Source organism: Butyricicoccus sp. OF27-2pH9A, from assembly GCF_027693185.1.
Taxonomy (GTDB): domain Bacteria; phylum Bacillota; class Clostridia; order Oscillospirales; family Butyricicoccaceae; genus Agathobaculum; species Agathobaculum butyriciproducens.
This window is the reverse complement of sequence record NZ_JAQEXK010000006.1, coordinates 1-15,255: the sequence shown is the minus strand read 5'-3', so window position 1 is coordinate 15,255 and position 15,255 is coordinate 1. Positions and strand designations below refer to the sequence as shown.

At 55.9% G+C, this 15,255-nt stretch carries 14 protein-coding genes and 3 tRNA genes; 2 read left to right on the top strand and 15 right to left on the bottom strand.

From position 1 onward, the window contains the following. Positions 1 to 10: 10 nt before the first annotated feature. Positions 11 to 529, bottom strand: coding sequence for a peptidylprolyl isomerase (locus PG722_RS06390; RefSeq protein WP_110435791.1), 519 nt, complete (start codon positions 527 to 529; stop codon positions 11 to 13). Between the two features lie 1,332 nt (positions 530 to 1,861). Here PG722_RS06390 and PG722_RS06385 point away from each other — a divergent pair. Continuing rightward, positions 1,862 to 2,560, top strand: a complete 699-nt coding sequence (locus PG722_RS06385; protein ID WP_270579990.1) for a ClpP family protease — start codon at positions 1,862 to 1,864, stop codon at positions 2,558 to 2,560. 314 nt (positions 2,561 to 2,874) lie between these two features. Here the strand turns inward: PG722_RS06385 and PG722_RS06380 are convergent, their stop codons facing one another. The 10 genes from PG722_RS06380 to PG722_RS06335 form a co-directional block, all read right to left on the bottom strand. Next, entirely contained in the window at positions 2,875 to 3,777 is a 903-nt protein-coding gene (locus PG722_RS06380; protein ID WP_270579989.1) for a DMT family transporter, read from the bottom strand. Between the two features lie 67 nt (positions 3,778 to 3,844). Beyond that, positions 3,845 to 3,920: transfer RNA gene (locus PG722_RS06375), tRNA-Thr, on the bottom strand. A 2-nt stretch (positions 3,921 to 3,922) separates the two neighbouring features. Further along, a tRNA-Trp gene (locus PG722_RS06370) sits at positions 3,923 to 3,998 on the bottom strand. 6 nt (positions 3,999 to 4,004) lie between these two features. Further along, a tRNA-Asn gene (locus PG722_RS06365) sits at positions 4,005 to 4,080 on the bottom strand. Between the two features lie 166 nt (positions 4,081 to 4,246). Further along, positions 4,247 to 5,512, bottom strand: coding sequence for a dihydroorotase (locus PG722_RS06360; RefSeq protein WP_270579988.1), 1,266 nt, complete (start codon positions 5,510 to 5,512; stop codon positions 4,247 to 4,249). A gap of 24 nt (positions 5,513 to 5,536) precedes the next feature. After that, on the bottom strand, positions 5,537 to 6,931 hold the full coding sequence (locus PG722_RS06355; RefSeq protein ID WP_270579987.1) for an aminopeptidase: 1,395 nt from the start codon (positions 6,929 to 6,931) through the stop codon (positions 5,537 to 5,539). 25 nt (positions 6,932 to 6,956) lie between these two features. After that, positions 6,957 to 7,541 (bottom strand): dephospho-CoA kinase, encoded by a 585-nt coding sequence (gene coaE / locus PG722_RS06350; RefSeq protein ID WP_118761845.1) that lies wholly within the window; start codon positions 7,539 to 7,541, stop codon positions 6,957 to 6,959. 37 nt (positions 7,542 to 7,578) lie between these two features. Continuing rightward, positions 7,579 to 8,436: a GIY-YIG nuclease family protein gene (locus PG722_RS06345; RefSeq protein WP_270579986.1), complete on the bottom strand. Its 858-nt coding sequence runs from the start codon at positions 8,434 to 8,436 to the stop codon at positions 7,579 to 7,581. A gap of 3 nt (positions 8,437 to 8,439) precedes the next feature. Continuing rightward, positions 8,440 to 9,465 (bottom strand): L-threonylcarbamoyladenylate synthase, encoded by a 1,026-nt coding sequence (locus tag PG722_RS06340; protein ID WP_270579985.1) that lies wholly within the window; start codon positions 9,463 to 9,465, stop codon positions 8,440 to 8,442. A 24-nt stretch (positions 9,466 to 9,489) separates the two neighbouring features. Continuing rightward, positions 9,490 to 9,927 carry a hypothetical protein gene (locus tag PG722_RS06335; RefSeq protein ID WP_270579984.1) on the bottom strand — a complete coding sequence of 146 codons (438 nt, stop codon included), beginning with the start codon at positions 9,925 to 9,927 and terminating at the stop codon, positions 9,490 to 9,492. 111 nt (positions 9,928 to 10,038) lie between these two features. Here PG722_RS06335 and PG722_RS06330 point away from each other — a divergent pair, with 111 nt between their 5' ends. Beyond that, positions 10,039 to 10,431 carry an HIRAN domain-containing protein gene (locus PG722_RS06330; protein ID WP_270579983.1) on the top strand — a complete coding sequence of 131 codons (393 nt, stop codon included), beginning with the start codon at positions 10,039 to 10,041 and terminating at the stop codon, positions 10,429 to 10,431. Positions 10,432 to 10,598: 167 nt separating this feature from the next. Here the strand turns inward: PG722_RS06330 and prfA are convergent, their stop codons facing one another. The 4 genes from prfA to PG722_RS06310 form a co-directional block, all read right to left on the bottom strand. Continuing rightward, positions 10,599 to 11,663, bottom strand: coding sequence for a peptide chain release factor 1 (gene prfA, locus PG722_RS06325; RefSeq protein WP_118729990.1), 1,065 nt, complete (start codon positions 11,661 to 11,663; stop codon positions 10,599 to 10,601). Between the two features lie 49 nt (positions 11,664 to 11,712). Next, the gene (locus PG722_RS06320; protein ID WP_270579982.1) at positions 11,713 to 12,468 is read right to left on the bottom strand and encodes a YdcF family protein; all 756 of its coding nucleotides are present in this window, start codon (positions 12,466 to 12,468) and stop codon (positions 11,713 to 11,715) included. Continuing rightward, positions 12,465 to 14,393 (bottom strand): ribosomal protection-like ABC-F family protein, encoded by a 1,929-nt coding sequence (gene abc-f / locus PG722_RS06315; RefSeq protein WP_270579981.1) that lies wholly within the window; start codon positions 14,391 to 14,393, stop codon positions 12,465 to 12,467. The genes PG722_RS06320 and abc-f overlap by 4 nt, the downstream gene beginning before the upstream one ends. A 159-nt stretch (positions 14,394 to 14,552) precedes the next feature. Next, entirely contained in the window at positions 14,553 to 15,197 is a 645-nt protein-coding gene (locus PG722_RS06310) for an HAD family hydrolase (protein ID WP_188886715.1), read from the bottom strand. Positions 15,198 to 15,255 lie beyond the last annotated feature (58 nt).

Below are 15,255 nucleotides of genomic sequence, written 5' to 3'. Positions count from 1 at the left end.
TCTCCCTCTGTTACAGGGTCTCCGGAGCCTCGTACTCTACGCCCTGCGTATCCACAGTAACGGACTTCATCTTCTGCTCCTCGCGCGGACGGTCGTGCCAGTCGCGCTTGGTGTTGACGATGGCGTCAACAATGTCCATGCCGTCGATAACCATGCCGAAGGAAGCGTACTGACCGTCCAGATGCGGTGCGTCCTCGGTCATGATGAAGAACTGGCTGCCTGCGGAGTCCGGTGCAGCGGTACGCGCCATGGACAGAACACCACGGGTGTGGTTCAGGTCGTTCTGGAAGCCGTTTGCGGTAAACTCGCCGCGGATCTCATAACCCGGGCCGCCCATGCCGGTGCCTTCCGGGTCGCCGCCCTGGATCATAAAGCCCGGGATAACACGATGGAAGATCGTGCCGTCATAAAAGCCCTTCTGCACCAGAGAAACAAAGTTGCGAACCGTGTTCGGTGCAACTTCCGGGTACAGCTCTGCACGGATTACGCCGCCGTTTTCCATTTCAATCGTAACGATAGGATTGCTCATTGGTATCAACTCCATAATTTTTATCATTTTGCAGCATATGCACAGCCGAGCTGTACATATATGTACTTCTATTGTAGCAAATTTAGAGTGGAACGGCAAGTAGTGTTTGTCGAACAGAGGCAGCTGTCCATTATTTTGCGCTGATTGACTGGTGCGCTTGAACCGCGTAAGCGGTTCATCCTGTCCGGGCGGCACCTTTTCTGCATCGGGTGACCGGAGCACACGAGTCGCGTGAGCGATACGCTCTGTCTGGGCGGCAGTCTTTTCTGCACCGATTTTGCGGAGTACACGAACTGCGCAAGCGTGTTCGCCCCTAACGGGCGGGGAGTTGCGCTCTGCGGAGCGCGGGAGACTGCCGCGTCCGCGGCGGGGACAAAGAGGAAGGGACACCTACGGTTTGCCCGTAGGCTGCTAAACCTTGTTTCCGCGCCGTGCGCGGATTAAATAAGTGCCCTTCCTCTTTGAACTCCTGCCTTTCCCTTGTTAGATAGTCTGGCGCAAACCAGAGACCGGCGACCGCTCCGAAAAAGGGGAACGGCAGTCGGGTTGCCATTGCGTGACTTTCGTGAAATATTCGCAGTTCACAGATAGCGTACTGCTACACAGACCGGAGGGTCTCCGCAGGCGCAACACAAGGTGAATTGCCCGAAGGGCAAGAGAAGGTCCCCTGGGGGATAACAGTGTTGCGCAACTCTTTGGCACGTTATAACGGACGGCACCTGCGAGTCTATCGTTTGGTATAATTTATCTTGCGCAGGCCCTGTCTATCACAACTCGCTAACGAATCGTGCGGCACTGTTATGCCGCACCCTGCTGAGAGTAACCCGCCTATGTAGCAGAAATGTATCTGACCCTGCGAATATGCGGATACATGGCGCGCAACGCGCGTCCATGCGGAAGAAAAAATCCTCTGCCGTTCTCCTTTTCGAAGCGGTCGCCGCTCTCTGATTTTCGCCAGATTAGGAATAAAGGAAACGGGATTCACAAGGGTGGAAACCTTGGTGTCCACCCTTGTGCCCACCGCCGTGGGTACGGCGAACCACTGAGCCAAGTTTTGGCTCTCATTCCTGCTCCGCAGGATACCGCTGTAAAAACCTGTCGCAAAAACTGGCTATCCACTTTATCCACAGGACTTTCCACAGGGTATCTGGGGATAACCTTGTGCATAAAGTGGATAACTTTTTGTATACACCCTCGCAGGCCACCGTATATCTCGGTTTTTCGACTACGCATTGTAATATCGGCTGTGGAAAAACCACCGCTGCATAATCCACCGCACCTTGTGGAAAACTTGTGATTAGGGCAAATTCACCACTTCAGGAGGGATCATCTATGTCCGAAGAAACCCCGTCCATTGCCGCACCGGAACAGAATGCCATCGCGGAAACCGGCTCGATTACGGCAAAAACAGCGCGCGGAACGATACACTGCATCACCATTGTCGGCCAGATCGAGGGCCACATGGAACTGCCCGCACAGAACAAAACCACCAAGTACGAGCACCTCATCCCGCAGATTGCGGCAGTTGAGCAGACCGACGAAATCGACGGTCTGCTGGTTCTGCTCAACACGGTCGGCGGCGATGTGGAAGCCGGACTTGCCATCGCTGAGCTGATCGCGGGCATGAAAAAGCCGACCGTGTCGCTCGTGCTCGGCGGCGGGCATTCGATCGGTGTACCGCTGGCCGTTGCCGCCAAAAAGAGCTTTATCGCCGTTTCCGCCGCCATGACCATTCATCCGGTGCGGATGAACGGCACGATCATTGCTGTGCCGCAGGCATTCGAGTATCTGGCGAAAATTCAGGAGCGCATCGTGGATTTCATCACCTCGCACTCACATATCACCGCCGAGCGTCTGCAGCAGCTTATGCGCGAAACCGGTCAGCTGACCGCCGATGTCGGCACCGTGATCTCCGGCAATCAGGCCGCCGCACTCGGATTGATTGATGAGGTCGGCACGCTTTCGGATGCGCTGGAAGCGCTCTATACGATGATTGGCGAGCACAAAACGCAAAAAAGAGACGGTAAATAACCGTCTCTCAGTCTGTCAAAAAGTCAGATTGGCGTTTTGCGTTTCGTGCGGCAGCACGCATAAAATAGAATTTGCGAAGCAAATTCATAAATTCCGGGAGCATGGCCCAGGCCACCCTCTCTTGCCGCTATGCGGCAATTCACCTTGTGTATCTCGGAATTTATACAAGGGAAGAAAAAATGTGCCCGTCAGGGCGCGGTTTTTCTTCGGTTTCGCTCGAAAGCGTGGTTTCGAGCGAGAGGCTGCTCGGAAAACGTTAGTTTTTCGACAGCCTCAGAGACGGTAAATAACCGTCTCTCCGTCTGTCTTTTGCATTATACGCTCTGTTTTTTCCGTTCCGGCAGCTGTGCCAGCACGATAGCGCCAAACATCAGCACACAGCCGAAAATCTCTCGGCCGGACAGCGCCTGACCGAGAATAAGCCAGCCTGCGATAACCGAGATAACCGACTCCAGACTCATGATAAGCGATGCTACCGCCGGGTTCATGCCCTTTTGACCGACAATCTGCAGGGTATACCCCACGCCGGACGACATCGCGCCTGCGTACAGAATCGGCTTCCACACGGCAAGGATGTTCGCGAAGCTCGGCTGCTCGAAGATCAGCATACCGATGCCCGATAAGATCGCACAGAAGAAAAACTGGATGCAGGACATCTTCACGCCATCCACCAGCGGCGAAAAATGGTCGATGACTGTGATATGGATGGAGAACAGCAGCGCACACGACAGGCCGATGAGGTCGCCCATCGCGAAGCCGAAGCTGCCGCCCGTCATGCACAGGAAGTACAGCCCGGCCATCGCCAGCGCAACGCCGCACCAGTGCTTCACACCGCATCTGCGGCCGAACAGCAGGCCGAGCAGCGGCACGATCAGGATGTAGCACGCGGTGAGGAATCCGGCCTTGCCGACCGGCGTATACAGCAGCGCGAACTGCTGGGTGATGCTGCCCGCGCACAGCGCAGTGCCACAGCACATACCGCCGATAACGAGCGTTTTGCGGGCTTTGCGGCGCTCCTCGGGCGCTTGCTTCGGATGCGGGCCGCCGCTTTTGCCCAGCACCGCGATGACCGGCAGCAGGACCAGTCCGCCGATGATGTTGCGCGCGAACACAAAGGTGAACGGGCCGACATAATCCATGCCGACGCTCTGCGCCACAAAGGCCACACCCCAAATCGTGGCCGTCAACAGCAAGAGTAAAGAGTTTCGCAGCTTCATATCTGTTTTTTCTCCCTCATTTGCGGATTTTTTCATAAAAAAAGAACCGCTTACAAGCGGTTCTTCATGGAGCTGCTAACCAGATTTGAACTGGTGACCTCATCCTTACCAAGGATGCACTCTACCGACTGAGCTATAGCAGCATTGGCAGGGGCAGTAGGGATCGAACCCACGGCACTCGGTTTTGGAGACCGATGCTCTACCAGCTGAGCTATACCCCTATAAAGTGGCTCCTCAAGTTGGACTCGAACCAACGACCCTGCGGTTAACAGCCGCATGCTCTACCAACTGAGCTATTGAGGAATATAAAATGCTGGTACACGCTGTTTGGATGGTTTATCGCAATCAGCTTATATATTATAGCGCGGATACAGCTTATTTGTCAATAGGTTTTGCAAATTTTTTTCGCAAGTTTTTTACTTCCGCGCAGAATGTCAAAAAGGGACCCTTTCGGGTCCCTTTTCAGGCTTTATTCGGTAACTTTTGCTCCGGTAACGATCGCCTTCGGCGAACCGGTGAGTTTTTTACCGGTATACGGCGTGTTGATTCCCTTGGATTTATACGTTTCGTATACCTTCTCAGTATCCCAGTCCAGCAGCACCAGACGGGCGAAATTGCCTGCCTGCACAGCACGGTCGGTCAGGCCGTAAATCTCGGCAGGAGCCTTGCTCATGCGGTCAACAAGCTGCATCGGCGTGAGCTTTCCGGTCTGGACGAGGTAAGTATTGCACACCGAGAATGCGGTTTCCAGACCGGTGATGCCGGACGGCGCCTTTGCGAACTCGCGGGCCTTCTCCTCGGCGGTGTGCGGTGCATGGTCGGTTGCCACCATGTCGATGGTACCGTCCGCCAGAGCCGCAATCAGCGCCTGACGGTCAGCCTCCTTGCGGAGCGGCGGATTCATGCGCGCATAAGTGCCGTGTGCCGGCACATCATCCTCGGTCAGCGACAGATGATGCGGCGTGACCTCGGCGTAAATCTTCGCGCCCATCGCCTTGCCCGCTCGAATGAGCGCGACAGACTGCGCGGACGAAACGTGCTGGAACAGCACGCGTGCGCCGGTATCGAGCGCCAGCGCAATGTCACGGCCGATCATTGCAGATTCCGCGCTCGCCATTGCGCCCGGTACGCCGAAATGCTTGGCGGCCGCCGAGCCGTAGTTCACACCTGGGGACGGCACGAGCGACGGCTCCTCCTCGTGGAAGGAGAGCAGCGTGCCGCGCTTGGCGGCTTCCGCCATGGCGGTGCGGCACAGCGCCGCACTCGTCAGATTGATGCCGTCATCGGTCAGGCACGGCGCACCCGCTTCAAGCAGTGCGTCAAAGTCGGTCAGCTCCTGCCCTTTCAGGCCCTTGGTGACCGAACCTGCCTGCAAAACCTGCACCGGACAGTCCTTCGCCTTGTCGGTAACATAGCGGATAATCTCGGGTGTGTCACAGGTCGGCACGGTGTTCGCCATGCAGATTACCGTGGCGTAGCCGCCTGCGGCTGCCGCCGCTGCACCGGTCAGCACGTCCTCCTTCTGGGTCTGACCGGGATCGCGGAAGTGAACGTGTCCGTCCACAAAGCCGGGAGATACCGTCAGCCCGCTCGCGTCATACACCGTGCAGCCCGCGGGCGCGTCGATGTGCTCTGCCACCTGCGCGATAACGCCGTCGTCACCGATCAGCACATCACACAGCGCATCCATCTGCGTATACGGGTCGAGAACCCGTCCGTTTTGAATCAACAGCATAGTAAAACCTCCGTTTTATCTCGTTTAATCGCGGTAGAACCCACCAAAGCCCTTGTATGCCATATACAGATCCAGCTTGGCAATGCACTCGAACGGTGCGTGCATGGAGAGCACCGGAACGCCTGCGTCTACGGTGTCAATGTTGCGGTTTGCGAGGTACATGGCAACCGTGCCGCCGCCACCCTGATCGACCTTGCCAAGCTGACCGGTCTGCCAGATAACACCCGCCTTGTCAAAGATGCAGCGGATGCGCGCCATCAGCTCAGCGGTTGCATCCGAGGTGCCGGACTTTCCGCGTGCGCCCGTGTACTTGACGAGCGCGAAGCCGCAGTTTGCGCGCGCATCATTGCGCTTCTCGGAGACATCCGGATAGTTGGGGTCAAAGGCGTTGCAGACATCGGCAGATAGGCAGACCGAGTTCTCGAAGCACTCGTCGAGCAGCACATCCTGTGCGCGGCAGAGGTCGGCCATAAAGGTGTCGAACGCGCGGGACTGCATGCCGGTCACGCCGTCCGAGCCGATCTCCTCCTTGTCCACCAGCAGGCATACACCGGTATGCGCCGGAGTCTCGGTCAGGTCGAACAGAGAGGTTGCCGCCGGGTAGGAGCAGACGCGGTCGTCGTGGCCGTACGCGCCGACAAACGAGCGGTCAAAGCCGATGTCGCAGGCATTGAACGCCGGAACGCAGCACAACTCTGCAGACAGGAAATCCGCTTCGGTCATGCCGTACTCGCGGTTAAGGTGCTCCATAATGGCGAGTTTGATCTTTTCGCTGCACTTTTCGTCCACGGTTTCGCTCGGAACCGAGCCGATGAGGATGTTCAGACCCTCGCCCTTAATGACCTCAGTCGCCTTGCGGGTCATCTGCTCGGTAGCAAGGTGCGGCAGCAGGTCGGTGATAACGAACTTCGGGTCGGTCGGCTTGTCGCCTACGCGCACCTGTACACGCTTGACCTCGCCGTTCTCGCACACGCAGACAACGCCGCGCAGCTCGAGCGGAATTGCGGTCCACTGATACTTCTTGATGCCGCCGTAGTAGTGGGTCTTGAAGAACGCCATGCCATTGTCCTCGTACAGCGGCACGGTGCGGATGTCAACACGCGGCGCATCGAGGTGAGCAGCAGTCAGACGTACGCCCTCGGCCAGACTCTGATTGCCGATAACAGCCAGCATAATGCCCTTGTGGCGGTTGATGCGGTAAATCTTGTCACCCGGACGAAGCGTGTCATCGCGCGTCCAGGCACGGAAGCCCTTGCTCTCAGCCATGCGGGCGATTTCCAGCACGGCATCACGCTCGGTTTTGCTCTCGTCGAGGAATTTTTTGTAACCCTCGGCGTAGGTCTGAATGCCCTGCTTATCCTCGTCGGTCAAACGGTCAAAGCCGGTCTTTTTGTCGTAAAAAAGCTGTTCGGAAGTCATGTTGCATTCTCCTTTTTAATCCGAATCACTTAATGAGTTGACTGTATAAAGCATCGGTGTCCCGATAGAGTGCATCGAGATCGCCGTTGTTTTCGATGATAAAATCGCATTTTTCGCGGTAAAACGCGTCATTCGGCTGCGCGTCAATGCGGGCGCGTGCGGCTTCATCGGACAGACCGTCCCGCTCGATGATACGGGCAACGCGCGTGTCGTGCGGCGCGAGCACAGCGACGATTTTGTCGCAGAAGTCGTCCGCACCGGCTTCAAACAGGGTCGGCGCATCGTACAGCACGACCGGGCACTCGCTCTGTGCGTGAATCGCGTCGAGAGACGCCCTGCGGATATACGGAGTGGTGATTTCGTTGAGCGTTTGCAGCTTTGCGGGGTCGGAAAACACGATTTTCGCAAGTTTCGGGCGATCAAGCGCACCGTTTGCGTCAGTCACGATGCCAAAGGCGGCGTCGAGTGCGGACAGCATTTCGCGGTTCTCCGCGCAGAGCGTGCGGTAGACGGCATCCGCATCCACCCAGCCTGCACCGAGAGCGCGCATACGCGCGGCAACCGTGCCTTTTCCGGTGCCGCTGCCGCCGGTCAAGCCGATGATTTTCATTAGTTTCACTTCCCTCAATGTAAGATGTTCATGCTAATTAATTGTCATTCAGTCCAAATGGAATCGTATTCAACTTACTTTTCCACAAACTCTCTATTTCTATTACGCTTGTGTTATCTACTGCCAGAGATTTCGGTAAAATTTGCAGAATGCTGAACTGAAACTTGTGATAGCGCTCTGAATCTTCTTTCAGCAGTTCCTTGATTTTCTTATTTCCGCCATGTCTGGTATTGACATACTCGCTCCATCTGCCATACAATCCATTTTTTCCGTATGCTGAACCAACATATTGTTTTCCGCTTACGGTATCAGTAATCAAATAAATTGCATACGTTGTGGATAATGCACCCACCCAATCACTGTAAAAATCAGGTGCCGCAATAATGCTCTCCAGTTCATCAAACGACAGCCGCATATTTTCAAAATCGGTCAGCTTGGAAACGAGCTGTGCATTTCGATGTGGCATGAGCGCAACAATTTCTTTCTCCGTTGTGCCGTTATGACACCAATTTCGCGCACCTTGTCCCCAGTCGATTATCAGCCGATCCTCATATTCCTGCATAATATCCTGTTTTTCCAGATCATAATAAAATTCAGGCGGGTTTTTGGGCTTTATAGGAAATCCTTTCGGAAACTTCATGCCTTTAGCGGAATATACCCCTTTCACAAGGTAACAGCCCTCATAACGTCCCAGTGTTCCCTGTGTGCCGACAAAATTCAGAATATACCGACAGTTTTCAAATCTTTTCTTTCCCTGTGTTTTCAGGTAGAGTTCAAAAAATCCGTTTTCATAACAGAATTTTGCATCTTTATCGGACATCGGATGTCTTGCCAGCTTGACTTCTTTGGGATTCAATCCCGCATTACGCATCACATCGGACAACTTCAAAAGCATTCTTTACACCTCAATTACCGAGAATCCCGCCGCTTTCTTGATGCGGTTCGCCACTGCAAGACCGAGTCCTTCATCCGACGGACACTGCGCCCAAATCTGCGTTACCTCGGTATCATCGAACGCTCGCAGGCGGTCGAATACCTCGCGCGCCTGTGCACCGAGATCGTCCCTCGAGCCGAAGCACTCCACAATGCAGTTCGGGAACATATCCTTGTACTCATCAAAGCACAGTACACCGGTTGCGTCACCGATACGCTCCGCGATGTACTTCGCCGTGTCCTGCGGATCGCCGCGCACGACCGTTACGGGCGCTTTCGGCGCGTAATGCCGGTATTTCATGCCGGGCGCCGACACCTTCACGTCATCCCCGATCTTCTCGTACAGCGCGCGGTCAACATCCACCTCGCCGAGCACCGAACGCAGCTGTTCAAGCGTGATGCCGCCCGGACGCAGCAGACGCGGACGCTCGAGCGCGAGTGTGATTACCGTGCTCTCCACGCCGACGCCGCACGCGCCGCCATCCAGTACGGCCGCGATCTTGCTGTCCATATCGTGCATAACGTGCGCCGCCGTGGTCGTGGACGGTCTGCCCGAAGTATTCGCAGACGGAGCCGCCAGTGGTACGCCGCTCTCCCGAATCAGCGCACGCGCCATCGGGTGCGACGGCAGGCGGATGCCCACTGTGTCCAGTCCGCACGAAACCTCGTCCGGAATGCAGTCGCCCTTGGGCACGATCATGGTCAGCGGACCCGGCCAGAACGCCTCGGCAAGCTGCTTTGCCTGCGGCGGAACCGCCGGACACAGGTCGTAAATCCGGTCAAAGTCCGCGATGTGGACGATCAGCGGGTTATCCTGCGGACGGCCTTTCGCCAGAAAAATTTTCTTTACCGCCTCGCCGTTCAGCGCATTCGCCGCAAGGCCGTACACGGTTTCGGTCGGCATACCGACGACCTCGCCCGCTCGAATGAGTTCTGCGGCGGTTTTTACCGCGTTTTCGTCGGTTTCCGGTGTCAAAAGAGTTGTTTTCATCAGTTTACACTTCCATTTATGATATCAATGGTCTTTTTCTTCCACTTTGGTGACGATGCCGTTTTCCAGTGTCAGGTCGAGCGTTACCTCATCAAACGGCTGTGCAATGAGGTACGAAAGGCAGGTATCGGTGTCTGTATAGTCCGGCGTGCCGAGCAGCTCACGCACCTCGTCCGCGCTCATGCCGACAAGTTCAGTGCTGTTTTGCAGGTCGCTGACCATGAAATGCCGCTGGCTCGGTGCGGTTTTCGCCCAGTTTTCCGCAGAAAACGTCTTTGGCACGCCGATACCGAGGTCAAAATAACGGTTTGCGTTCCAGATGCCGTTTCCCACAAGCAGCATCGCCAGCACGCACGATATGCACCAGTGGGCTTTCTTCGTCCTGCCCCGAAACAGCTGCACGCTCGCCGCAAGAAATACGGCGATGCCCAGAACAAGTAAAATTACACCACTTCTTAACATGAAAATCCTCCTTTTATTATAAGGGTCTGTGACCCTTGTTTCCCACCAAAGAGAGGTTTATCGGACATTCACCATGCTATACTCCAATTATAAAAGAAAGGAGTGCTTCGCATGGCAAAGAACAAGAACGTTTTCGTCACGATCACCGGTTTTCAGCACTATTACGGACGTGAGCCGTTCCAGATCGGCAATCTCATCCGCTGTGCCAAGGAGCCGAGCAATCCGTACGACAGCGATGCCATCCGCGCGTTTCTGCCGTACATCGGCAAGGTCGGCTACATCGCCAACAGCCCGCAGACCAAGGCCGGCGGCACGGAAAGCGCATCGCGCATTTACGAGCGCGTGCCCAAGCGGTTTTACGTCCGCGTGCTGTTCACCACCTGCACGAAAATTATATGCCGCGTAGAGTTCGGCGATATGTCCGATCTGAATGCTGAGTTGGAGAGCCAGACCGAGGACAAGTGGGACGATTGGGACGATGAGGATGACAAAATCCAGTTCTAAGGCAATACCGCATAATTGAACAAGAGTGATTTGCGAGTAAATTTTGCGTACTGACGAGGCACAGTTTTGCGGTAATACTCGATGTATTACCGTGAAACTGCAACAAAGTCAGGACACAAAATTTCCGCAAAGCACCGCAGCTTTAATTGTGCGGTGTTGCCCCAAGGTTACATTTCGCTCTGCTCCTTCAGCTTTTCCGCTGTGTCAGCCGCAATAAGCGCGTCTAAAATCTCGTCCATATCGCCGTTCAGGAACTGATCCAGCTTGTAGATGGTCAGCTTGATGCGATGATCGGACACGCGATTCTCCGGGAAATTGTAGGTGCGGATGCGCTCCGAGCGGTCGCCGGTTCCGACCTGGCTTTTTCGGTCGGCGGCGATGGCCGCACGCTGCTTTTCCACCTCGGCCTCGTACAGCCGCGAACGCAGAACAGACAGCGCCTTGTCCTTGTTTTTGTGCTGGCTGCGCTCATCCTGGCACTCTACTACCGTGTTTGTCGGGATATGGGTGACACGGATGGCCGAGGAGGTCTTGTTGATGTGCTGACCGCCCGCACCGGATGCGCGGAACGTGTCAATGCGTAAATCCTTCGGGTCGATGTAGAAGTCGAGTTCTTCCGCTTCGGGAAGGACAGCCACGGTGGTTGTCGAGGTGTGCACACGGCCCTGACTTTCGGTCTCGGGCACACGCTGCACGCGGTGTACGCCGCTCTCGAACTTGAGCCGCGAGTACACCTTATCGCCTGCCACGCGGAACACGATTTCCTTGTAGCCGCCGAGCTCGGTCTCGGATTTGTTCATGACCTCGGTCTGCCAGCCGCGCTTGTCGGCGTACATCGTATACATGCGGTAGAGGTCAGCGGCAAACAGCGCGCTTTCCTCGCCGCCTGCACCGCCGCGAATCTCAACGTAGATATTCTTCTCGTCGTTCGGGTCCTTGGGCAGCAGCAGGATTTTCAGTTCGTCCTCCATACGGGCAATGTCGCTTTTCGCCTGCTGCAGCTCCTCCTGCGCCAGCTCCTTCATGTCCGGGTCGGACAGCATTTCGGTCGCGTCCGCGAGCGTGCGCTGTGCCTGCTCGTATTCGCGGAACGCCGTGACGATCGGCTCGAGTTCGTTGCGCTCGCGCAGCAGCTTGGCCGCCCGGTCGGGGTCGTCGTATAAATCCGGCGCGGAAAGCCGCATTTCCAGCTCGTCCAGCCGCGCCGCTAAGACTTTCAGTTTTTCAAACATATTCTATCTCCAAATCGTGTGAAGCACGGAAAATTCATCAAAATTGCGTTTACCAGCGTCCGGTGAATATCAAGCCCATGATGGAGCAGTATTCGCGGCACCTTACCGCCATCCACTGCCCCGGATACGGCGTTTTCGCGGGAACGCCTGCGTCGCCCAGACCGGCATGCGCCAGCAGGCGGCGTGCACGGGCAAGATGATAATCATTTGTAATTACGGCAACCGCTGCGCCCTCGGGCAGCAGCTTTTTTGCGTTGGCGATATTCTGGATGGTCGTGCTCGACTTGTCCTCCAGGATCAGCCGTTCTGCGTCTGCACCGTGCGCGATCATGTAATCCTGCATGGCTGCAGCTTCGGTGCGCGGCTCATCGCCGCCCTGACCGCCGCACAGGATGGCCTGACTGCCCGGATTGACGTTCAGCACCGCGATTGCTGTATCGCATCGTGCCGCCAGAGCCGCCGACGGCTGTCCGTTCGGATTGACGAGCGCACCCAGCACCAGATAGTAATCCGCCTGCGGCGCAGCTGACGGGTCATCCTCGTCGAATGCTATGCCGATCACAAACACCTGCACCGCCGCAAACGACAGCACGAACAATGCAAACAGTACGCGTCCCACGCGCGACAAAATGCGGCACGCCTTATGCTTTTCGCGTCCGCAAAGCATCAGCCATTCCCCCATACAGCCGATGGCAAGCGCCAGCAGGAAAATACCGCCGAACCGCGACGGCTTCCAGAACAGCTGCGGCACGCCAATGACAGCAAACAGCACCGCAAGCCCTATCCATACCCTTTTTTCTTTCATTGCAGTTCCTCCAGCTCGGCCGCAACGGCTTCCCATTCATCCATTTTTGCGGCGAGTTTTTCGTCACAGGCTTCTTTTTCGGTCATCAGCTCGAGCAGCTTGCCGGAATCCGATGCCGCGTCCACCATCTGCTGTTCGAGGTCGGACGACTGGGTTTCCAGCTGCGAAATTTCGCGCTCGAGCGTGTTCAGCAGCTTCTGCAGATTCTTGGTGCCGCCGGTACGCTTGGGCTTTTCGGGCGGCTTGGGTACGTCGTCCAGTGTCGGGACGGCGGCCTTTTTCTTTTTGGGTGCCGGTGCGGGCGCCGCTTCCGGCAGTGCGCCGCCGCCCTTGGCGCGCCAGTCAAGGAACGCGCTGTACGAGCCGATAAAATCGGTCAGGTGACCGTTTTCGAGGTAGAGCACGCGGGTTGCAAAGCGCTCGACGAAGTAGCGGTCATGCGAAACAAACAGCAGCGTGCCGTCGAACGCCTCAACCGCCTCCTCAATCCACTCACGGGATGCAAGATCAAGGTGGTTGGTCGGCTCGTCGAGGATGAGCAGATTGAGCGGATCGTACATCAGTTCACACAGGCGCAAACGGCTTTTCTCACCGCCGGACAGCATATCCACGGTTTTCAGCTGGGTTTCACCGGTAAACTGGAACGAACCGAGCCGGTTTCGCGCCACCTGCATGGACACGTTCTTGTCGTAGATGAGCGTGTCGATGAGGTTGCGGTGCGGATTGGCAAAATACACCTGTTGCGGCAGGTACGCCGGCTTGAGTCCAACGCCCTTGCGGATTACACCGCCATCCGGCACTTCCTCGCCAAGCAGGATTTTCAGCATGGTGGTCTTTCCGGCGCCGTTTGCACCAAGCAGCGCGACGCGCTCGCGGTTGCGGATGTTGAACGATACGTTATGCAATATTTCTCGCTCATCATAACTCTTTGTAATATCACGAACCTTGAGCACTTCCTCGGTCTCGTAGTTCGGGTCACCAAACGTGACGGTCATCTTTTTGTCGGTCTTGGGCCGGTCAGTGACCTTCATACGCGCAATGCGCTTCTCGATGGACGCGGCACGCTTTGCCAGATGCTCGGTACCGTGCTCGTGCATGGAACGCGCAGTCGCCTCCAGACGCTTTTTCTCCGCCAGCTCGTGCTCGTGGTGCTTGAGCTGCTCCTCACGGCGACGCTCACGCTCGACCGCATAGTACGAGTAATTGCCGTTGTAGAAATCGCAGGTGCAATCGTGGATTTCAATCACGCGGTCGCAGCACTGGTCGATAAACCAGCGGTCATGCGAGATAATGAGCACGGTGCCGCGGTAATTCTCCAAATAATTGCCCAACCAGTCCACAGCGTCCATGTCGAGGTGGTTGGTCGGCTCGTCAAGCAGCAGCACGTCGGTCTGCTCGAGAATAATGCGGGCGAGGTTGATACGCGTTTTTTCGCCGCCGGAGAGCAGGTCAAACTTCTGCGAGCGCATTTCCTGCGCGATTTCAAGACCGTTGCACACGCGGTTGATCTCATAATCTCGGTTGTAGCCGCCGAGGATTTCCAGCCGCGTTTCCAGCTGTGCGTAACGCTTGAGCAACGATGCGTCATCCGGCTTGCGCGTCATTTCATCGGTCAGCGCGTCCATTGCTGCCGCAACTTCGTCGGACTCCTTGAACGCCAGACGGAGAATATCCTCCACGGTCGATTCCGGCGGAAAATCCGGCATCTGATCAATGACACCTGCGGTTCGTCCCTGTCCGAACGCAACGTGTCCGCCGTCATACGACAGTCTGCCGGTCAAAATATTGAGTAAAGTGGTCTTTCCAGCGCCGTTTGCGCCTAAAATAGCAACCTTTTCGCCCGGCTGAATGTCGAAGGAAATGTCCTTCAGGATCAGGCGATCGCCATAATATTTGGTCAGGTTTTGTACGGTAATATCTGCCACGGAGAGAACTCCTTTCAATGCACTTTTATTCAGTTTATATTATAGCACAATGTGCCCCATAATAGGAGAGAAAACCTGCATAATTTGCAGATTTTTGCGCGGTTTTCTCTGCCCGAAAACGCAAAAAAGCTGTCTCAAAAGACAGCTTTTTATGGAAATTCAGAGCAGCAGCGGCAGCAGTTCCTCCGTGCGGTCGACTACATGCTTCGCGCCTGCGTCCTCCAGCTCCTCTCGGCCGCCAAAGCCGAACGTCACGCCGATGCAGTCAATACCGCATTGCTTCGCACCTTCCACATCGTGCAGGCGGTCACCGACCAGTACAGCCTGTGACAGATCCTGCACCTGCAAACGGTCGAGCGCCTGCTGTGTGACCTGTGCCTTTGTGCCGATCGTGCCATCCAGCGTTGCACCGGAAACCACGGTGAAATACTGCGCAATATCAAAGTATTTGACGATTTTATCAATGAAAAACGCCGGTTTGGACGATGCGGTAGACAGAGTCTTTCCGGCGTCCGTCAGGGTCTTCAGCAACTCCGGAATTCCATTGTAGAGCATGTTCTCCTTCCAGCCGATCACACCGAATCGCTCACGGTAGAACTCAATTGCCTGCTTTGCCTCGGCGTCATCGAAGCCGTAGCTGCGGCGGAATTCGTCGTACAGTGGCGGACCGATAAAGCGCTCCAGCGGCTTGAGCTCCGGCTCGTGGATGCCCATTTTATCCAGCGCATACTGCACCGATTTGGTGATGCCCTCGCGGGAATCGGTGAGCGTACCGTCTAAATCAAATAAAATATACTGATACATCGGCGTTTTCCTCTCAGTAGTATAGAAAAAGCAGCAACTTTCGTTGCTGCTTAGATGT